Source organism: Spirosoma gilvum (assembly GCF_054776815.1).
Window position 1 is genome coordinate 1 of the sequence record NZ_BAAHBH010000024.1, and the last position, 21,203, is coordinate 21,203.

Below are 21,203 nucleotides of genomic sequence, written 5' to 3' on the forward strand. Positions count from 1 at the left end.
CATAAGCCCCAGTGGGTTGTTGTTCGAGGAGGGCAACGGCGAGTAAGACCAATTCTTCAAACTCGCCCAGGTAGGTTCGACTCATGACAAGCAGGTTAAAAAGGCATATTTCTTTAGTACTTGTTGAACAAATAGAGTGCCAATTCTGTAACTAACTAATTATTAGCAGAATAGACTGGTGAGCATTACTTATATGTCCGAAACCGTACAAAAGCTGTCCGGTAATAAGTAAGCATGGAGTGTTTATATGACCTCCGATTTACACCCGGAAACACCCCCGCAAAAACGCCCTTATTTGAGACGTAAGGCATTCATTTATCTGCTGTATAAATAGGGCGTTTATCCGAAGAATGACTAAACGTATTAGCCAGCTAAACGAGGGACAACGTAAGAAACCCGAAAACTTATTCGCTCCGTAAGTTCTTAACGGGGTTCATCAACGCGGCTTTGACACTTTGAAAACTGACCGTTAGCAAGGCAATGCCAGTGGCTAACCCACCAGCCACTAAAAATGTCCACCACTTGATATCCGTTTTATAAGCGAAGTCCTGTAGCCACCAAGTCATCGCGTACCAGCCAAGCGGGGACGCTAGTAGAATAGCCAGACCAACTGGCTTAAGAAAAGCCTTCGATAACAGCATGACAACGCTTCCAACGCTGGCTCCCAGCACTTTTCGAATACCAATTTCCTTGATGCGATGTTTAGCGGTGAACATGGCCAAACCCAGAAGACCTAAACAGGCAATGCTAATCGCTAACAGCGCAAACCAACCTAGTAGAGTCGCTACCCGTTCATCTGATTCGTATTGTTGCTGAAAATGATCATCCAGAAAAAAGAACTCAAACGCATTGCCAGGAAAGGCTTCCTGATAGGTTTTTTGCAGCATCGCTATGGATTGCCGCACATGATTACTACCTAGCGCAATCGTCAGAAAGGCACTATTCCAGGGAATATGCTGAAAAACAATTGGGCGATTTGCCATTTTCAGCGATTGTTGATGGAAGTCATTCACGACGCCAATAATCTTTTTAGGTAGTACGTCGCCAATCTCCTGATTGATGGCCTGTTCGGCGGTTGCGAAGCCAAAAGCCTTTAACGCACTTTGGTTTATGATAACCGCGTCGTTATCCAGCACTAACTCTTTCGTAAAGTTTCGCCCTGCTAACAACCTGATGTTGTACGTTGGAATATAATCTTCGTCAACAGCCAGCATACTACACAATTTATAGTCGGCGGCAGGCTGATGGAACCGTTGTAATTCATATGCCCAGGAAATTTCCTGCCCCGGTACTTCGGATGAGGTCGTCACCTGCAGAATAGCTGTCTGCCCAACTAATCGATCCTTAAAAAAACGAATGTCATTAGTAAAGCTATCGGTTCGTAATACTTTGGGCGCTTTAATAATCAGCTTCTGGTCGATGTTCATCCCTAAATCCTGCTGCTGCATGAAATCCAGTTGCTGATCAATAACCAGAGTGGCAATGATCAGGAAAATCGAAGCGGTAAACTGAAACACGACTAAGGCTTTGCGGAACGATTCACCACCCGCTTGTTTCGGCAAATACCCTTTTAAAATAGCAATTGGCTTAAATGAGGAAAGGATAAAAGCGGGATAGAATCCGGAAAGGAAGAATCCCAGACAAACAATCGCCAAGGATACGATCCAAAAAAGGGGCTTCTGAAGCATGGTAGAGCCATTAGCAGCCTGACTCCAGTCAATAAAGATGATCCGTGCCAGTAAAAAAAGGCCGATGCCAATGATTACAGCCAGGAGATTGGTACCTACCGATTCAACAAAAAACTGTTGAATCAACTGTCGTTTTTCAGACCCCAGTGCTTTGCGGAGTCCTACCTCTTTGGCTCGTTCAATACCTCTCGCCGTGGATAGGTTGATATAATTCAGCCAGCCAATGGCCAGAATCAGCAAAGCAATGAGGATAAGTCCATAAACGAGTTCAATTTTTCCGTTTGCTTCAACTTCTGAAGCCGTTTGGGAATGAAGGTGAATAGCACGAAGGGGTTGTAAAACGAACCTTTGTTTGAGTTTGAATCTCTTGAGTTGCTTACCAATGTGCTTTTCGATAACACTGGATAGTCGGCCTTCTACTGCGGTTGGTGAGATACCCGGTTTCAGCAGCAGATACGTAATAAAATTGGTCCAGTACCAGCCTCCCGTGGCAAACTGTTGGTTTTTGAGCAGATTTTGAATGGAAAAAACAAAATCGAAATGGATATGACTATTCGTGGGAATATCAGCGAAAACGCCATCGACTACATAATCACCTCCCTGCCATTCTGTACTTAACCGAATCGTTTTGCCAATTGGATTTTGCCGACCAAAATACCGCAGTGCCATCCTTTCTGAAATCACAACGGATTCAGGTCGACGTAACACTCGATTGGCAGCTCCTTTCAGCAGTGGGAATGAGAATATAGTGAATAAAGAAGAATCGGCATAAAATGCTTTCTTCTGGTGATAGCTAACTAGTTCGCCGGTTGGTTTGCGGTAACTGATCATACCATCTGCCCGGTGTAACCGAACGAAATTCTCGACCTCAGGAAATCTTTCTTTTATGGCCGGCGCTTCGGCGTAGTAACTGGTTATACTACTATTGGTCAGAACGCCCTGTTTGTAATCGTCCAGTTGGATACGATAGATGTTAGCTCCACGGGTATGGAATTGATCATAGCTAAACTCCGCGAAAACATACTGAGAAATTATGAGAAAAGCCGCTATACTACTGGCTAATCCAGCAATCATGATGAACGAAATCGCTTTATACTTCAGCAGATTCCGCCAAGCAATTGTGATATAATTCCGTAACATAGCCAGCGTGAATTAATGGTCTGATAATGAGTTTGAGCTTTATCTGAATTGGTATGGGTTAAATATATAACTTATTTATTAGTTATAAAACTAAATAATTAGTTAATTTAATAAGGCTAGTATTTTGAACTACTTAAACCCAGATCATTTTGGATGGTATTATTACTGCGCCTGGCAATTGAAGGCTTTGAAAAACATATTGCACGTGTAGTTTAACATTCTCAGCAAACGCTCCTGTCTGAGAAGGTCAACCGTTCACGCGTCTGCTTCAAAGTTGGGGTGATTCGAGGGTGCCTATTCAACTGTGGCACGGCTGATATAAGCGTCTGATTATCAACCATGGGATTAGCCGTGTCACAGTTCTCCGAGTAGTCTCGGCGATTCAAGACGCATTAGTATGGGCGCCCAACCAGAATCTGTTAAAATCGTTAGGGTCAGCCTAATGGTTATGTCTCCGGCCCAAGTTTGGGAAAACTATTCTTCAAGCCGGTTTCCCCGCCCAACGAGGGGATCGATCAATTAAACGAAACTTCCAAAACACTTACTTTAAACTCCCACTATGCGCATAATCAGTAGGGGTATGCCCGTACACTTCTTTGAAGGCCGTGGCAAAGTTGGTTGGATGCTCAAAACCCACCAGGTAAGCCGTTTCAGAGACACCATGGCCTGCTTTTAGCAATTCTTTCGAACGGCTTAGCCTATACGTCCGGATCAGCCGGGCGGGGCTTACCCCTACCAGCGTACCCAGCTTGCGCGTCAGCGTACGTACACTCATAGCCACCTCTTCGGCCAGCGACTCCGCCCGGAAGGTCGATTCGTCCAGGTGCGCTTCGATAATCTCATAGAGCTTCTTTAGAAAAGTATCCTGCCCGGTCAGCCGTTCCGCCGACTTCACTTCCAGAGGAGCCGCCTTTTCGTTGGGATTATTCAACTGCCGCTGATAATAGTCCTGCAACTTCTGCTGTCGTCGCAGCAGGTTACGCAGCCGCAACTGCAATTCGGTCAAGTCGAAGGGCTTGGTCAGGTAGTCGTCGGCCCCTTCCCGCAAGCCTTCCTGGCGGTGTTGGACGGCGGACCGAGCGGTCAGCAGAATCACAGCGATATGGTCGGTTGCGATGTTAGTTTTCAGGGCATGGGTAAGCTGGTAGCCGTCCATTTCGGGCATCATCACATCCGATACCACAATATCGGGCAACTCGCGCAGGGCTATCTCCAGTCCCTGTTGGCCATTCGAGGCCGTCAGCACCCGGTATTGACTCGTCAGCGATTCGGCAATGAACGTTACCAGCTCAACATTGTCTTCTACCAACAAAATCAGGGGTTGGGTTAGATTTTCGTGCTCGTAGGAGACTACCGAAACAGCCTCCCAGGGCGGAAGGCTGGGTTGCGGTTGAATGGCCAGCTTAGTCCGATTGATACTTATTACCTTCTGAATGGGCAGTTCGACCGTGAAGGTTGTACCTTTACCGGGCTGGCTTTCAACAGATAACTGCCCTCCCAGCCGTCGTGTGAGTTCATAGGCCAGGGCCAGACCAATACCCGACCCTTCGTAAGCTCGGGTCATAGAGGCATCTACCTGGTAAAATCGATCAAAAATACGACTCTGGTGTTCGGTCGGTATGCCAATGCCTGTGTCGGCGACCGTCAGTAGTAACTGTTGCTGACCAACCATGCAGGCCACGTCTACTTTCCCGTTGGCGGGTGTAAACTTGATAGCGTTGGAGACCAGATTAGTCAGAATTTTCTGCCATTTATCGGCATCGAAGAGGATTTCCTGCTGGCGAACGTTACAGCTAAAATTCAGCTGAAGTTGTTTCTGGTCGGCCATGGCACCGAAGGAGTTGACCACTTCTTCCAGAAACGTGATAATGTCTCCCTGCGACTCATTCACCGGCAACTGGTCAGCTTCCAGTTTGGCCAGGTCAAGGAGCTGATTAATCAGCGTGAGCAGTTGGTAGGCGTTGCGCCGAACGGTGAGCAGGCTCCGGCGGGTCGACTCATCGAAGCGGGGGTTCTGCAACAAATGATCCACCGGGGCCAGAATCAATGAGAGCGGAGTTCGAAATTCATGGGTAATGTTGTCGAAAAAACGGGCTTTGAGTTCGGCTACAGCCTTGGCATGAATTGAGTCGCGCAATTGTCGCACATACTGGGCGGTTTTATCGATAGTCAGTTCCAGGTCCTGAAAGTCGACGGGTTTCATTACGAAATCGAAGGCGCCCCGGTTCATGGCTGTCCGGACATTGGTCAGGTCACCATAAGCCGACACCATCACAGCCCGGCTATTGGGGGCCAGTTCGGGAAGTTGGCTAAGTAGGGTAAGCCCATTGATATCAGGCATGTTTATATCTAACAGGAGCACGTCTATCTCCGGTTCATTGCTTAGCATGGCCAGGGCTTGCTGACCACTCAGCGCAAAGCGGAATGTATAATCGCCAGCCTGGATTTTTCGACGAAAACGCTGTTGCATCAGAGGTTGTAAACTGACTTCGTCATCAACGACCAGGATGGTAGTACTCATGAGATAAGGGAGTAGGAATGGGGTAATAAGTAGGCCAGGTTAGGCGTATTCAGTCAATTTCTGTTTCAGAAAGGCAAAATCAAGGGGTTTGGTCAGGAAATCGTCGGCACCAAACTGGGCGGCCAGCTGCCGGTTTTGGCTATCGCCATAAGCGGTAATCATAACAACGGCGGGTGGACGGTGGGGATGAATAAGTCGGATTCGACGCAGGAGTTCCAGCCCGCTCATGCCAGGCATGTTAATGTCGGACAGGATCAGAATAAGTTCAGAATCGGCCAGCTTCATCAGTGCTTCTTCGCCAGAATGGGCAAATGTTAATTGAATGAGCCCCTGGTTGATTTCGCGCCGGAAGCGTTGTTCAAAAAGGGGTTGAATCTGTAATTCATCGTCTACAACTAAGATATTCATGATTTTACTGAGTTATTGGTAAGGTAATACTAATTTCCGTAAACAGTCCATATTGACTTTCCACCCGCATCTCACCCCTATGTCCCTTTGTTACAATGTCATAGCTTAGGCTCAGCCCCAGGCCCGTACCCTCACCCGTGGGCTTGGTGGTGAAAAAGGGTTGGAAGATCTTCGATTGAAGGCTTTCAGGAATACCCGACCCGTTGTCCCGCACCCGAAGCTCTACTGACCGACGGCCCACCTCACATGCCACTTGCCGGGTGCTGACCCAAACCGTAGGCTGGTAGGCTTCGTCTTCACCCCAAGCTCCCTGCACCAGGCTCCCTGCCCGTTGGCTCACGGCATAGAAGGCGTTATTGTAGAGGTTCAGCAGCACCCGGCCTATATCCTGAGGAACGACTTCTACCAGTGGCAGGTCAGCGGCAAAGTCAGTGATTAGTTCGCAATGGAATTGGTTGTCTTTGGCTCGAATGCCGTGGTAGGCCAGCCGGAGGTATTCGTCAGCTAAGGCATTGAGATTGGTGGGTTGGCGTTCGCCACTGCTGGTGCGGGAGTGTTCGAGCATGGCCCTAACGATGTTTGAAGCTCGTTGGCCGTTGTGAGCGATGTGGTGCATGTTGGCCCGCAAATCGGTAGTAAGTTCTTTGGTAAGTTGAGTATTACCTTCCTCAACGCTCTGGTCAAGCTCTTCAGCGAGTTCGACGCTGACCTCGGCGAAGTTGTTGACAAAGTTCAAGGGGTTCTGAATTTCGTGGGCAATACCAGCCGTCAACTCTCCCAGAGAGGCCATTTTCTCCTTTTGGATGAGCTGGGTTTGAGTCGTTTTGAGCTCACTTAGTGTCCGTTGAATTTCTCCGTTCTTGTGTTGAAGCAGTTCATTCGCTTTGTGCTTTTGCTGATTATTACGGTATAAGATCAATGCAATGAGTAAGGCCCCTGTCAGACTAGCCAGTAGGGCGTAAAAGCGAACCCGGTTTTGGTAGTCTTTCTGCTCATTCACTAATGCCTGCTGACGTTGTTGTTCAGCTATGGTGGTTAATTGGAGTTGTTGAATTTTTTCAGGTCCGAATAAACTATTCGTTGCTGCCTGCCCTATCTCCAGATAATGCACAACACTATCTAACCGCCCTTGCTCTTTAAATAACTTAGCTAATAAGTTTGCCGCCGATGGGGTAATTGATTTGATTGCCTGCTGACTATTGATGAGTGCCAGCCGAGCGTAGTATAAGGTGGAGTCACTTTGATGAAGCGCATAAAATAACCGAGCCATCAAAATTTGAGTCTGGGCGCGCGTACGTAGATTGTTATCCAGTTCTGCCGTCCGTAGTGCCTGATGATAATAGGTTAGGGCGTCACGTTGGTGGCTAAGCAGTACCTCAAGTTGACCAAAATTTCTCAATACGCCTGCTTTTACAACAGCTAACGAGAATTGGTGTGATGACATCGATTGCTTAGGCTGCTGTTCGATTAATTGATACGCTTGCTGATTGGCATAGCGGGCTGAGTCCAATTGATTGACAGCAATATAATCCCTTGTCATATTGGTCCAAGTCCGGGCTACCCCTAATGTATCGCGAACCAATTCGTAGGCTATTTTTGCCTGTCTAAAATAGACGAGGGCTCTTTTGGCTTCACTCAATTGGAAATAAATTGACCCTATATTGCTCAAAATCAAGGCTTCCTCGGCTTGAAGCTTATGATGTTGAGCGAGCTCAAGCGCCTTAAATTCATTAGTTAAAGCCTGCGGAAAATCGCCCTGCATGAATTGACAATAACCAATCGCACTTAATGCCTGGGCTTCCCCTTTGAGAAAACTAATTTTTTGCGCTATCGTAAGGGCCTGTCGGGCCAACTGTATACTCCTACCTGGTGAGTGGATGACATAGGCATACGATAGCTCCGTTAGCGCCTTGACTCGGATTGTATCCGGCTGTGCATGGATTAGTATGCGATTGAGGCTATCAATCTGAGCGTTCTGCCCCAATGCCCAGGAACAGCATAAAACACCCATTAGCAGCGTGATACACTTTTTCATGTCAGTTTGATAAGGGCAGCGTGATAATAAATTCGGTAAACTCCTCTTCCACTGACGCCACCGCCAACGTTCCTCCATGCCCCTTGGTCACAATGTCATAACTCAAACTCAAGCCCAACCCTGTCCCCTCACCCGTGGGTTTAGTCGTGAAAAAAGGCTGGAAGATCTTCTCTTTGATGGTGTCAGGAATACCCACGCCATTGTCACGCACCCGAAGCTCTACCGCCCGACGACCCACCTCGCCTGCCACTTGTCGAGTGCTGACCCAGATCATGGGCTGATAGGCTTCGTCATCGTCTGTCATTACCAACTGTCCTTGAGCTTTCCGGCTCAAGGCGTAGAAGGCGTTATTGTAGAGGTTCAGCAGCACCCGGCTCAGGTCAGAAGCCACCACCTCTACCAGCGGCAAGTCAGCAGCAAAGTGGGTCTCAAGGTGGCAGGTAAAGCTGTTATCCTTCGTCCGCATGCCCTGATAAGCCAGCCGCAGGTATTCCTCAGCCAGAGCGTTGAGGCTGGTGGATTGCCGTTCGCCAGTACTACTTCGAGAATGCTCTAACATACCCCGAACAATGTTGCTGGCCCGTTGGCCGTTCTGAGTGATACGTTGCAGATTTTGAGCCAGGTCGTCGGCAAGGGCCAGTACATCATTAGTACGCCCAGCCTGAACTTCTTCTTTCAATTCCTCGACCAACTCCACGGATACGTCGGAGAAGTTGTTGACGAAGTTGAGCGGGTTCTGGATTTCGTGGGCGATACCCGCCGTCAGCTCACCCAGGCTGGCCATCTTCTCGCGTTGAATCAATTGTTGTTGGGTGGAGCGGAGGTTGGAAAGCGTTTGGGCTAATACCTGGTTAGCCTGTTGTTTTTGGCGGTTATTTCGGTAGAGGGTCAAAGCAACGCCCAAAAACACAACTAAGCCAGTCAATAACATGTATTGCTTCAACCGATTTTGGTAGGCTTCAGCCTGCCGTTGGCGCTCCTGTTCCACCAGAATTACTTTTTGTAAGGACTGAACGGTGGTAGCGCCAAACAAATCGTTATTGGTAGCCGTGGCAATTTTCAGGTAATGCAGCGCTTTAGCCGGGTCTTTCGGTTCATACAACTTCGCTAGTCGCTGAGAAGCCCCTAAAATCTCCCGTTTAAAGCCTAATGTTTGAGCGGCTGTTAGTGCCTGTTGGGCGTAATCAATGGCCGAATCGGGTTGGTGTAGCTGCTCAAAAAAGTTAGCCATGTTGTTATAGATGGCCGAGAGCCGTCGTAGGTTTGACGATTGTCGGAATATCCCAATGGCTTTTTTTTCATAGGCAAGCCCCGTCTGATGGTTCCCCAGATCAAACTGGAGGCTTCCCCATTCCAGAAAAAGAAATCCTTTATCCCCATCCGAACCGGTTGCCATGATTCGTGGAAAAACATGTTGCATAACAATCAGGGCGGTATCCAATCGTTTATTCAGTCGACAGGCCACGGAAATATTGAGCAGCGTTGACATCTCCTGCTTCCGATTGCCGACAGACGCAAAAAGGCTATTGGCTTTTCGGACATAAGTAATGCCTTTGGCATAGTCTTTCATGTCCAGATAGATTGTCCCGATCGTAAAAAAGCAGGCTGCCATTTCGCCCACTGCCCGTTGTTCTTCTGCTTTTTTCAGTGCGCTCATCTGCATGGCCAGCGCCTTAGGAAAATCACCCTGAATGCGTACTACCCGGCCTAAACGCTGTAACGATTTTGCTTCTCCATACGGAAACCGAATCCGTTGGGCCAACACTAATGCCTGACTCCCATACGAAAAGGCCGAATCAAGGTTAGAGTCGGTATTCAGTTCACACAGTTGGGCCAACAGCAACACCCGGCTAGTGTCTACATGCGTGTTCGCCAGCCGTTGCCGTAAACTATCAATCACCTGTTTTTGGCCGTAAACTGCCGGATAATGAAGACACAGCAGCAAGGCAATCAGCGCGGATTTCATTAGTGGCGTGTTCTGCTTAAGCCCGTGTTCCTGTCATCTCCTCGCCCTTTCGGCTGCGAAACGTGAGGCCACTGACCTTACCCATCGCGTCGCGGGTGAAAAACAATTCCCGGTCGTAGAATGCAGCCGCATCGAAGTGGTCTTTGGCTTTCCAGAAGAGTTCGGCTTTGGGCGCGTTCGTTGTGGTCAGATACAGTAATCCTCCTTCGCTGCTAACCGACACCGTGACTTTCTCGTACGGGCCGCCCAGGTAGTTTTTCAGCACCGATTCATACCCTTTGCCTTTCACATTCAATTCGTAGTTGCCCACATACTCGGCCAGTACTTTTTCGGGTACTGAGTTGGCTTGCACAGCCTCCAGGCCGATGGTAAACGTAATGGTTGGTGTGGTGGCAGTCCGGTCCAGTTTTCCGATTAGTTTCATCTGTTCCTCGTGCGTAAACGAGTTCAGAATACCGTCGGTCAGGTTGCGTTCTTCACCCTCAAAATAAAGCTGCGTGATGAGTTCGTGGTAACCCCGCTTCGACACTTTGTAGTGAATATGCCGGGTTCGGCGACCGTACAGACCGGGTATAATGGTTTTGAACTGATACTCGCCCTGGGCGTTGGTGATGGCCTGCCCCCAGCCCTGGAAGTTGGGGTCTGATTTGCCTTCGTCGTCGAACTCATGGCGGTACTTTCCGTGGTGGTTTGCCTGCCAGATTTCGACAATAGCTCCGGAAATGGGGTGGCAATTGGCGTCGAGTACTTTACCCTGAACGAGAATCACCTCACCCGTTGCTTTGCCCGGTTGTCCGGCCAGTTGCGTCAGGTCGATATCGTGATCGGCTTGCGTGCGAAATTTCATTGTTGGAAAAGGCCCGAGTTCCTGTCGGGGAGTAAGGCCGCAGGCGTCTTTGTCCGTTTCGATACCGGTAAAGGCCGTACCAACAGTTCCAGCGGCTAGTCCGAGGCTTAATTTGAGCCAGTTTCGGCGGTTGGGATTTGACGTAGTTTTCATGAGAGGTCTAGAAATAATTTTTCACTCAAACGTAAAGGTTAGCAGCAACAAGAACGTTTGATTTCTGGCCATTTTTGTTTGATTTTCAGCCTGATAAATGGATTATAGTCCACTCACTACCAAACAGATTGGGCTTTAATCGGTAACTCAATGACAAACTCGCTACCCTCGCCCGCTTCACTTTCCACCCTAAGCGTTCCTCCATGGCCCTTGGTGACAATATCATAGCTCAGTGACAAGCCCAGCCCCGTGCCCTCACCCGTAGGCTTGGTGGTGAAAAAAGGCTGGAAGATCTTCTCCCTGATGATGTCGGGAATGCCAGTACCGTTGTCCCGAACCCGGATTTGCACGTGCCCGTTAGCGTGAGCGGTGCTGACCCAGACCACAGGCTGGTAGGTTTCCTCCTCATCCCAGGCTCCCTGCACCAGGCTACCTGCCTGTTGGCTCACAGCGTAGAAGGCATTGTTGAATAGATTCAGCAACACCCGGCCTATATCCTGAGGAACGACTTCTACCAGTGGCAGGTCAGCGGCAAAGTCGGTGATAAGCTCACAATGGAATTGGTTGTCTTTAGCTCGGATGCCGTGGTAAGCCAGTCGCAGGTATTCCTCAGCCAGAGCGTTGAGGCTGGTGGGTTGGCGTTCGCCACTACTGGTGCGGCTGTGTTCGAGCATGGCCCGCACGATGTTAGAAGCCCGTTGGCCGTTGTGGGCGATGGTCTTCATGTTGGCTCGCAAATCTCGCAACAAGTCGGCTTCCACCCCTTCGTCTCTTTTGTCCGGTGCACCGGTCCGCCCCTGCTTCCATTCTTCCGCTAACTCCTCGGCCAACTCGACGGAGACTTCGGCGAAGTTATTGACGAAGTTGAGCGGGTTCTGAATCTCATGGGCGATGCCTGCCGTTAGCTCACCCAGGCTGGCCATTTTCTCTTTCTGGATGAGCTGGGTTTGGGTGGTGCGAAGCGTCTCCAGCGTTTGTTCAACTTTGGTTTTCTGCTCATTCAGCAGTTGATTGGCCCGGTACTTCTGGCGGTTGTTGCGGTAAAGGATGAAAGCAATGATAAGTAAGCCGACTACCCCCGCCAATAACGAATATAGGCGGAGTTGGTTTTGATAATCGACTTTAGCCTGTTCAACTTCACGTTGCCGGACCTGCTCCTGCGCAATCATTTCCTGAATTGCCTGGATGTTGCCTGCACCAAATAAACTCTCTTTAGCAGCTGCTGCCAATTTATAGTAGCGAAGCGATTCGCGAGCATCAGTAGGCTCGTATAACTCTGATAATAAAGCTGCTGCATCCAGAATACCACGTCCATAGGTAATACGTTGAGCATTAACCAGCGATATTTTGGCGAAATAGAGGCAGGAATCTCGTTGATGTAGCTCCCGATACACCGATGCACTCAGGAAATTCACAATAGCTAACGTTCGATATTCACCTAGAGGCTGAGCCAACTGACGAGCCATTTCCCAATACGTCAGGGCTTTCCTAAAGTTCTTTTGTTTAAAATAGATTATGCCAATGTTTCGGTAAATCAATGGATTAATTCTGAGTTTAGCTTGCTCACTAAGTGTGAGTGCCCGTTGAGCGTGGTACATCGCCGAGTCCAGGTTATTAGTTTCAGCCAGATTTAGAGCAAGGTTCATGTGCGATGATCTGATCCGGGAGTCAATGCCATACTTATAGCTAACCGCCAGCGATTTCTTAACATAGCTTATCGCCATAGGGTAATTCTGTAAACTGTAGTAAACCGTACCGATATGGGAGAAAATGTATTCTTTCTCGGCGTTTAATGAATTAGTATTAGCCATATCAAGAGCTTTGTAGGTCATTGCTAAGGCTTTGGGCAGATTGCCTAAATCTACCTCAACCCGCCCCAGATAACTCGTTGCCCGTATTTGGCCTTTAGGATAATTGATCTGGTTTGCCAACTTTAGAGCCCGCTCACCAAATAGCTTTGCGGAGTCAGGACTACGCGTCCGTATCGCTTCACACAATTGAGTCATCAACAATACCCGGCCTGTATCCTGCCGGGCAGAGGCTAATTGGCGCTTAAGTCTGTCGATTTGAAGTTCTTGAGCGGTAGCCGCATACAGTGGTAGCACCCATAACAGGAGTAATTGTATCAGGCGGTTCATAACGGTTCGGTAAAAGGTAAAGTGATAATAAATTCTGTATACGTATTCTCCTCACTCTCCACCATCAGTGTTCCTCCATGCCCCTTGGTGACAATGTCATAGCTCAAGCTCAACCCCAGCCCCGTACCCTCACCCGTGGGCTTGGTGGTGAAAAAGGGCTGGAAGATCTTTGCCCGAATATCTTCCGGTATCCCCGTACCGTTGTCCCGAACCCGAATCTCAATAGTAGTAGCACCACTAAGTCCCGCACTGACCCAAACCGTGGGCTGGTAATCGGCCGAGGCCGTTTTCCGCTTCTGGCCCACGGCGTAAAATGCATTGTTGAACAAGTTCAGCAGCACCCGGCTCAGATCGGAAGGCAAGACCGAAATCAGCGGCAGGTTTGGGGTAAAGTGGGCTTCTAAGCGGCAATTGAAGCTATTATCTTTAGATCTAACGCCCTGATAGACTAGCCGCAGGTACTCGTCACAGAGGTCGTTGAGATCGGTGGGTTGGCGCTCGCCAGTACTGGTCCGGCTGTGTTCCAACATACCCCTGACGATGTTACTAGCGCGTTGGCCATTCTGGGTAATGCGTTGGAGGTTCTGGCTTAGATCGTCGGCAATAATGCCAACCTCCTGATAGTCTCCCTTGGCTAAGGCTTCTTTCTGTTCTGCCACCAGTTCGACCGACACGTCCGAAAAATTATTGACAAAGTTGAGCGGGTTCTGAATTTCGTGGGCAATGCCCGCCGTCAACTCACCCAGGGAGGCCATTTTCTCTCGTTGGATAAGTTGGGTCTGGGTGGTGCGCAGTTCGCTGAGTGTTTGTTGAAGGACTCGGTTTGCACGATGCTTTTGACGGCTGTAACGGTAGAGGATAGACGCGATCAGGACGACAACTGCCAATCCCGCCAAGAGGGAGTAGCGCTGCACCTGGTTTTGATAAGCCACCTGCCGGGCTTCAAATTGCCGCTGACGCTCCTGTTCTTCTAATACTACCCGTTGTAGGGACTGCACTTTGGCTGCTCCAAACATAGACTCATTGGTAGCCATGGCAATGCTGAGATAGTACAGAGCCTTGGCGGAATCCCTGCTTTTATACAGGCTGTATAAAAGCCTCGAAGAATATAAGATAGCCCGTTTAAACCCTAACGCCTGGGCAGAAGCCAGCGACTTTTGGGCATAATAAATCGCGGAATCAGGCTGATTTTTTTTAATAAAAATATCCGCCATGCCATTCAGCACAGCGCATAGCCTACGTTTATTACCTGAAATACTGTAGAGCTTAATAGCCTTACGTTCATTCGTTAAGGCTTCCAGATAGTTACCTAACTCATAGTCAATGAAGCCTTTTTCTGAAAAAATAAAGGCTTTATCTATTCGAAAATTCGTTGAATTCACTCGGCCATAAATAGGCTCAAAGACCATTAAGGCAGAATCTATCTGTTTATTTTGCCGATAAGCTACTCCAAGATTCAACACTGATCTAATTTCCTCAGGCTCATCCCGCAGTTCATTGAAGCTCCTTTGAGCCTGTTTCAGGAAATGGATAGCTTTAATAAAATCCTGTAAGTCAATGTAGATAATACCTCTTAAAAACAAGCCTGTTGCTTTACCACGAGGTGACTGTAGTGAATCTGCCAGATGAGATGCCTGCGTAGTATATTCCAAGGCAGTTGGCAAGTCACCTTGATTCCGCAAAACCCGACCAATTAATATCAACGCGTTCATTTCGCCGGATGCGAAATTTATTCGCCTGGCCAAATTCAGAGCTTGCTGCCCGTACCGAAGTGCTTCGGTAAAGGATGAATTTTGGTTCAAATCGCCTAACTGCACCCATACCTTTACGCGAGAGGTATCCGGAATAGAATGGGTTAAGCGTTGCTTGAGACTATCGATTTCGGGAGTTTGAGCATTCGTAGTTGAAGCAACAAACAGCATTAGAACAAATAGCGTATAGTTCATAGTCTGACAGGTGAAGTAAGAGGTAGACTAACGACAAATTCTGTAAACGTACTCTCTTGACTCTCCACCCTCATCTCCCCGCCATGCCCTTTAGTGACTATGTCATAGCTTATGCTCAGCCCCAGTCCCGTACCCTCACCCGTGGGCTTGGTGGTGAAAAATGGCTGGAAAATCTTCTCTTTTATCGAAGCTGGAATACCCATACCATTGTCGCGCACCCGGATTTGCACATGCCCCTTAACCTGAGTGGTGCTGACCCAAACCATGGGCTCATAGATCTCTTCCTTGCCTTTTATTACCAGCTGCCCTTTGGCTTTCTGGCTCACGGCATAAAAGGCGTTGTTGTACAGGTTCAAAAGTACCCGGCTCAGGTCGCCAGCCACCACCGAAACCAGCGGCAGGGCAGGATCAAAATGGGTTTCCAGGGTCACGTTTAAGGTACTGTCTTTGGCTCTCACCCCCTGATAGGCCAGCCGCAGGTATTCGTCACAGAGGGCGTTGAGATCGGTGAGTTGGCGCTCGCCGGTGCTGCTGCGGCTATGTTCGAGCATGGCCCTGACGATGTTAGAAGCTCGCTGGCCGTTGTGGGCGATAGTCTTCATGTTGGCCCGCAGGTCGGTGGCTAGTTCCAGCGCAGTAGCCTGATCATCGGTTTGTACACTGTGCTCCAGTTCCTCGGCCAGTTCGACGGATACCTCAGCGAAGTTGTTGACGAAGTTGAGGGGGTTCTGAATCTCGTGGGCGATGCCCGCGGTTAATTCGCCCAGGGAGGCCATTTTTTCTTTCTGAATGAGTTGGGTTTGTGTGGTGCGCAGGTCGGCGAGAGTTTGTTCCAAGCCTGTATTGGCTTCCTCAAGTTGTGCTCGCTGTCGGCTGATTTCGGTCTTTTGCTGGTACAGAAGCCTGTTTATTTTTTGCTGCTGCCGGTTATTGCGCAAGAGAATAAAAGCGATAAGAAGAACAACCAAAAGACCAGCTATCAACGCATATTGACGAATTTGGGCCTGGTACATTTTTTGGGCTTCATCCAGTTCACGTTGGCGTTTTTCTTCGTTGGCCACAATTATCTGCATCGCTTGAATGCTACCCGCCCCAAACAGTTTTTCCTTAGCCTTCAGCATCAGTTCCTGATAAGCAAACGCCTGTCTGTAGTTCTGCTGTTGCTGGTAGGCAGCAGCCAGCAGCCCGCTGGCATTGAAGACATGAATGTAAAAAGGACCGGCCTGTGCCTGAGCTAGTGCTTTCTGGGCATACATAATAACCGATTCGGGCTGATTTGCGTGAGTGTATAAGCTGGCAATCCGAAAAAAGCTAAAAGCACCATTTCGATGATCGTTAATCTGAAGTGCCGACTGAACACTTTGCTGATAATAGGCTAAGGCTTTGGCTGAATGCCCTGTTTTTTCCTCCAGAAAACCCAGGTTTCTCAGGATACCAGAAAGTGACCTGTCTAACTTTAACCTAATTATATTTCCATAAGCTACCTGTAGGAACTTCTTGGCCGAATCCAACTGGTTGGCGTATAAATAGGCAGCAGCAAGATTCTGTTGCTGGATAGTCATGAAGGGCTCATTATGGATCGCTTCGGCGATCTTAAGACTTTCCCAGTTATACTGTATCGCTTTAGGGTAATCTCTTAAGTCTGTATAAACATTGGCGATTCGCTGGATGCATAGAGCCTCTTCCAGCCGGTAATGATATTGCCGAGTTATGCTGAGACCTTTAAGGGTTAACGCCAGGGCTTTAGGCAAATCGCCCGTTTCTCGGAAGACATATCCTTCTTCGGCCAGGGCCAGGGCTTCGCCCCGACGAAAGCCAAGCTGACGCGCTAATACAAGTGCCTGCCGGGCATAAGGCCTGGCAGAGTCGGGTCGAGTCCAGCGTAATTGTGCACACAACTCCACCAACACTAGTACTCGGCTGGTGTCCTGCTGAGGGTTAGCCAAACGTTGCCGGAGGCTGTCAACCGAGTACGTTAGTCCATACTGCGCATACTGGGCAGTAGCCACAGCGGTAGAAAAGGCCAAGAATAAAAACAAAAGGGGTAATCGCTTCATAAACCATTAATGATGGGAAAGATGACAACAAACTCGGTGTAGGCATTTTCCAAACTATTCACTCGCATCTCTCCCCCATGCCCCTTGGTCACAATATCATAGCTCAGGCTGAGGCCCAGTCCTGTACCCTCCCCCGTGGGTTTGGTCGTGAAAAAAGGCTGAAAGATCTTACTTTGGATGCTCTCAGGAATACCGGGGCCATTGTCCCGAACTCGGATTTCTGCGCCACCCGCCACCAGCCGAGTGCCCACCCAAACCGTGGGCTGGAACATCTCCTCGCCGTGAGTTGTCACTAATTGGCGTTTCTGTTTCTGGCCAACCGCATAGAAGGCGTTATTATACAGATTCAACAATACCCGACCCATGTCTTGTGGAACGACTTCTACTGGCAGTAAGTCGGTGGTAAAATCAGTGATGAGCTCACAGGTAAACTCATTATCCTTAGCCCGAATACCATGATAAGCCAGCCGCAGGTACTCGTCGCATAAGGCGTTAAGGTCGGTGGGTTGCCGTTCGCCACTGCTGGTGCGGGAGTGTTCGAGCATGGCCCTGACGATGTTGCTGGCCCGTTGACCGTTGTGGACGATGGTCTGCATGTTGGCCCGCAAGTCATGCAGCAGTTCGGCTTCCACGTCCTCGTTCCTTTTGTCCGGTGCGCCGGTCCGACCCTTCTTCCATTCTTCCGCTAACTCATCGGCCAACTCGACGGAGACCTCGGCGAAGTTATTAACGAAGTTGAGGGGGTTCTGAATCTCGTGGGCGATGCCAGCGGTCAGTTCACCCAGGCTGGCCATTTTCTCCTTTTGAATCAGTTGGGTTTGAGTGGCTTTCAGCGTTTCCAGCGTTTGTTCGACTTTAGTCTTCTGCTCATTCAACAGTTGATTGGCTTTGTGCTTCTGACGGTTGTTGCGGTAGAGGATGAAAGCGATCAGTAATACGACTCCAAGAATAGCCGATAGTGTAAGCTGCCTGAGTGTAGACCGATTGGCCTCCCGTTCGAGTTCAATGGTTTGAAGACGTTGCTGCTCGTTAACCAGAATGCGCTGGAGGCCAATAACCCTATCAGCACCATAAAGTTCTTCATTGAGTGCTTTGGCAATTCTGTAATATGTTAAGGCTTCTTGGCTGTTACGTGCATCTAAAAGTTCAGCTAATAAACTGCTGTTCTTCAGGGCCACTTGTTTCGCACCCACCTGTTGCGCATTTTGTAGTGCTGCTCTGGCATATAAAATAGCGGAATCAGGCTGGTTCAGTTTCCTGAAAAATCGAGCTAATTCGCTGTAAGACGAAGCTAAAAGCCTGTAGTCTTTTTCGAGATTGTTAATGGTAATACTTCGGTGAAGACTGTTGATAGCTTGCTGGTAATTCCCCTGATCAAATTGTATACCCCCTATCCCGATATGAATAAAGTGCGTATATAGAGGTCCTACTCTCTCTGGTCGCCTATAAGCTTTCTGCACATAGTACCAGGCCGAATCTAATTGGTGCTCATATTGGTAGACCCTTGCCAGGTTCACTTCAAGTGTTTGTGCGAATTTTCCTTTCTCTGCTTCATTAGTGATCTTTAGAGCCTGTTTAAAATAATTAATAGCCTTTTTGTTATCGCCCAGGTCTAGATAAACGTTGCCAATGTCATTTAAACTTCTGACGATTCCACGGGCATAAGTTAACTCCTGGGCAATTCGTAACGCTTGAAAGGCTTCTATCAACGATTGGGGGTAATTGCCTGCAATCCAGTATGACTGGGCTATTCGTTCCAGTGCTCCGGATTCTTCTTTGCGGTTTTGGATTTGTCGGGCCAAATTCAAGGCTTTATGAGCGTAAAATTGGGCTGAGTCGAAGCTGATGGCATCATATCCAAACGATAATTGCCACATTTTCTGAATCCGGTCGGTGTCGTGCCGAGCTTCTACCAGCTTCTGCCGTAAGCTGTCGATATTTAATTGCTGAGCATAACTGCTTCTCCAAACCAGAAGTAGCACGAGGACTAAATAAGCTCTTTTCATCGTGTCGCTGTTTTAATTGGCAAGTCAACCACAAAATCAGTTCCTTCCCCCTCCACACTTTCCACCCGCATCTCGCCCCCATGCCCTTTGGTCACAATATCATAGCTCAGGCTTAAGCCCAGTCCCGTGCCCTCGCCTGTGGGCTTGGTCGTGAAAAAGGGCTGAAAAATCTTCGATTGGATACTTTCAGGAATGCCTGGACCGTTGTCGCGTACTCGTAGCTCCACTGCCTGACGACCAAGCCTTGCAGTTACCAGCCGGGTGCTAACCCAGATAGTGGGCTGGTAGGGATCTTCTTCAGCCGTGGTTACCAAGTGCTGATTGGCTTTCTGGCTCACGGCATAGAAGGCATTGTTATACAGATTCAACAGCACCCGGCCCATGTCCTGAGGTACGACTTCCACTGGAGGCAAGTCGGCGGCCAAGTCGGTGATGAGTTCACAAATGAAGCGGTCCGGCGAGCCGGTGTGGTCTTTAGCCCGGATGCCGTGGTAAGCCAGCCGCAGGTACTCCTCGGCTAGGACGTTGAGATCGGTGGATTGCTGTTCGCCACTGCTAGTGCGGCTGTGTTCGAGCATGGCCCGCACGATGTTACTAGCCCGTTGGCCGTTGTGGGCGATGGTGTGCATGTTGGCCCGAAGATCACGCAACAAGTCGGCTTCCTCCCCTTCGTCTCTTTTGTCCGGTGCGCCGGTCCGACCCTGCTTCCATTCCTGCTCTAACTCATCGGCCAGTTCGACGGAGACCTCGGCGAAGTTATTGACGAAGTTGAGGGGGTTCTGAATCTCATGGGCGATGCCAGCGGTTAGTTCGCCCAGGCTGGCCATTTTCTCTTTCTGGATGAGCTGGGTTTGGGTGGCTTTCAGTGTGTCGAGCGATTGCTTCAACTCGGCGGTTCGTTCCTGGACGCGCTGTTCGAGGATTTCATTTTGTTGCGCCATCAGTTGATTGCGCTCCATTTCCTTTTCTAACTCTTTTTGCAAAACCTGCTTGCGTAATTCGCTGAATCGCTGAAGCAGTACCCAACTGAAGTAGAAGACAATCGCGTATAGGCAAACCATCTCAATGGTGGGCCAGGCTGTCGCCAATGGTGTATAAAAGGCTGGTAGCGGTGTATTAAATAACCTATTTAAATGATCTAAGATAGTCAACATTGACCAGCACACTACCCAGGTACCAAAGAACAGCAAGAGTACTACAGCCCCATACCGGCTTCTTTTCTGCGGACTTCTGATAAAGAGAGCTATGGTAACCAGTAGCAGGCAATAAATGACGACAGCCGATTCACCCGCCAAAGGATTCGTGTAATAGGCCCATTGGATTGGAGCAAAATAGCGTATTCCCCAAAAATAGATTACCCAGGTACTAAGAGCTGTACTATTACCAATGCGTAACACCCGGTTCCAGCGAGGGAAATGGGTACCCACCTGAAACAAATGCTGAATGAACAGCACTAAAAAAAAGGGAATAAACCCATAAAATAAGGGGCTTACTATACGGTATGTTTGGGGAGATTCCCGAAAAAATAAATGAAACAAGTGCTGGCTTGCATCGAAACGGGCCAATCCCAACGTCAACACATAAATCGCGAAGTATACGTATACCCGCTCCCGAACGATGGAAAAGAAGAGGAGATTCAGCAGAGCCACCCAAACCATAACGCCGAGGTAAAAGGCCAAACCAATGACTTCGGAGTAAGCCTTTTCACTATTTTTTTCCAGCGTATCTGCTACAAACGGAACGGAAAAAAGGCTAAGACTTATGCGAGATGCGTTTACGCCTGCAATTGTCTTTTGGTAAATGAGTAACTCATCCCGCACGGGGAGCGTAATCAATACGAAATCGCTCCCATTCTGCATCTGCTTTCGATACCCATCGCGCTGGCTCCAGGGAACTAGTAACCCACTTTTAAGATGGCTATGGCGGCCTCCTGGTCCAAAAAAATATAAATCCGTACGTAACCCACCCGGAAACCGAAGGGCTACTTGTATCGGGCGGTTCAGGGTATTTTTTAGCCTGAATCGAATCCAGTACATTCGGGTTAGATTAGTTGATTGCCGACTCTCAGCCGTAAACGAGCGGAATTGTCCGGTAAGCGGTGATTGTTGGACGGTGGTGATGGTTGCCTGCTCTGATGTATCATCCAGCCACTGCCAGCAGCTATCGGGCAGAGTTAAGGTGCTGATGGTGTCGGTTACGATTGGATACGCTGGTGGTAGGCTATGCTGGGCAAACAACGCTGAATAAGCTCCGAGTAGCAACAGTACCCCAAGGCGTAAGCGTGTTTTCATAGTTCGG

11 protein-coding genes are annotated in these 21,203 nt (G+C 48.9%); all 11 read right to left on the reverse strand.

The window, feature by feature from the left end; translation table 11 throughout:
- Window positions 1–404: 404 nt before the first annotated feature.
- Window positions 405–2,828 carry an ABC transporter permease gene (locus tag ACYVFD_RS34900; protein ID WP_461095253.1) on the reverse strand — a complete coding sequence of 808 codons (2,424 nt, stop codon included), beginning with the start codon at window positions 2,826–2,828 and terminating at the stop codon, window positions 405–407.
- Between the two features lie 541 nt (window positions 2,829–3,369).
- The gene (locus ACYVFD_RS34905) at window positions 3,370–5,349 is read right to left on the reverse strand and encodes a hybrid sensor histidine kinase/response regulator transcription factor (RefSeq protein WP_461095254.1); all 1,980 of its coding nucleotides are present in this window, start codon (window positions 5,347–5,349) and stop codon (window positions 3,370–3,372) included.
- A 39-nt stretch (window positions 5,350–5,388) separates the two neighbouring features.
- Complete coding sequence (locus tag ACYVFD_RS34910; protein ID WP_461095255.1) at window positions 5,389–5,757, reverse strand: response regulator; 369 nt, start codon at window positions 5,755–5,757, stop codon at window positions 5,389–5,391.
- A gap of 4 nt (window positions 5,758–5,761) precedes the next feature.
- Window positions 5,762–7,792 (reverse strand): tetratricopeptide repeat-containing sensor histidine kinase, encoded by a 2,031-nt coding sequence (locus tag ACYVFD_RS34915; protein WP_461095256.1) that lies wholly within the window; start codon window positions 7,790–7,792, stop codon window positions 5,762–5,764.
- 1 nt (window position 7,793) lies between these two features.
- A complete protein-coding gene (locus ACYVFD_RS34920) occupies window positions 7,794–9,758 on the reverse strand; it encodes a tetratricopeptide repeat-containing sensor histidine kinase (protein WP_461095257.1) in 1,965 nt (654 codons plus the stop codon).
- A 16-nt stretch (window positions 9,759–9,774) separates the two neighbouring features.
- Window positions 9,775–10,758: a dioxygenase family protein gene (locus ACYVFD_RS34925; protein ID WP_461095258.1), complete on the reverse strand. Its 984-nt coding sequence runs from the start codon at window positions 10,756–10,758 to the stop codon at window positions 9,775–9,777.
- Window positions 10,759–10,874: 116 nt separating this feature from the next.
- Entirely contained in the window at window positions 10,875–12,896 is a 2,022-nt protein-coding gene (locus ACYVFD_RS34930) for a tetratricopeptide repeat-containing sensor histidine kinase (protein ID WP_461095259.1), read from the reverse strand.
- Window positions 12,893–14,842 carry a tetratricopeptide repeat-containing sensor histidine kinase gene (locus ACYVFD_RS34935; RefSeq protein ID WP_461095260.1) on the reverse strand — a complete coding sequence of 650 codons (1,950 nt, stop codon included), beginning with the start codon at window positions 14,840–14,842 and terminating at the stop codon, window positions 12,893–12,895. The genes ACYVFD_RS34930 and ACYVFD_RS34935 overlap by 4 nt, the downstream gene beginning before the upstream one ends.
- A complete protein-coding gene (locus tag ACYVFD_RS34940; protein ID WP_461095261.1) occupies window positions 14,839–16,899 on the reverse strand; it encodes a tetratricopeptide repeat-containing sensor histidine kinase in 2,061 nt (686 codons plus the stop codon). The genes ACYVFD_RS34935 and ACYVFD_RS34940 overlap by 4 nt, the downstream gene beginning before the upstream one ends.
- Window positions 16,896–18,905, reverse strand: a complete 2,010-nt coding sequence (locus ACYVFD_RS34945; protein ID WP_461095262.1) for a tetratricopeptide repeat protein — start codon at window positions 18,903–18,905, stop codon at window positions 16,896–16,898. The genes ACYVFD_RS34940 and ACYVFD_RS34945 overlap by 4 nt, the downstream gene beginning before the upstream one ends.
- Entirely contained in the window at window positions 18,902–21,196 is a 2,295-nt protein-coding gene (locus ACYVFD_RS34950; protein ID WP_461095263.1) for a sensor histidine kinase, read from the reverse strand. The genes ACYVFD_RS34945 and ACYVFD_RS34950 overlap by 4 nt, the downstream gene beginning before the upstream one ends.
- Window positions 21,197–21,203 lie beyond the last annotated feature (7 nt).

Coding starts and splice junctions, on each gene's coding strand:
- ACYVFD_RS34900 (WP_461095253.1), bottom strand. CDS start 2,828: ATGTTACGGAATTATATCACAATTGCTTGGCGGAATCTGCTGAAGTAT.
- ACYVFD_RS34905 (WP_461095254.1), bottom strand. CDS start 5,349: ATGAGTACTACCATCCTGGTCGTTGATGACGAAGTCAGTTTACAACCT.
- ACYVFD_RS34910 (WP_461095255.1), bottom strand. CDS start 5,757: ATGAATATCTTAGTTGTAGACGATGAATTACAGATTCAACCCCTTTTT.
- ACYVFD_RS34915 (WP_461095256.1), bottom strand. CDS start 7,792: ATGAAAAAGTGTATCACGCTGCTAATGGGTGTTTTATGCTGTTCCTGG.
- ACYVFD_RS34920 (WP_461095257.1), bottom strand. CDS start 9,758: ATGAAATCCGCGCTGATTGCCTTGCTGCTGTGTCTTCATTATCCGGCA.
- ACYVFD_RS34925 (WP_461095258.1), bottom strand. CDS start 10,758: ATGAAAACTACGTCAAATCCCAACCGCCGAAACTGGCTCAAATTAAGC.
- ACYVFD_RS34930 (WP_461095259.1), bottom strand. CDS start 12,896: ATGAACCGCCTGATACAATTACTCCTGTTATGGGTGCTACCACTGTAT.
- ACYVFD_RS34935 (WP_461095260.1), bottom strand. CDS start 14,842: ATGAACTATACGCTATTTGTTCTAATGCTGTTTGTTGCTTCAACTACG.
- ACYVFD_RS34940 (WP_461095261.1), bottom strand. CDS start 16,899: ATGAAGCGATTACCCCTTTTGTTTTTATTCTTGGCCTTTTCTACCGCT.
- ACYVFD_RS34945 (WP_461095262.1), bottom strand. CDS start 18,905: ATGAAAAGAGCTTATTTAGTCCTCGTGCTACTTCTGGTTTGGAGAAGC.
- ACYVFD_RS34950 (WP_461095263.1), bottom strand. CDS start 21,196: ATGAAAACACGCTTACGCCTTGGGGTACTGTTGCTACTCGGAGCTTAT.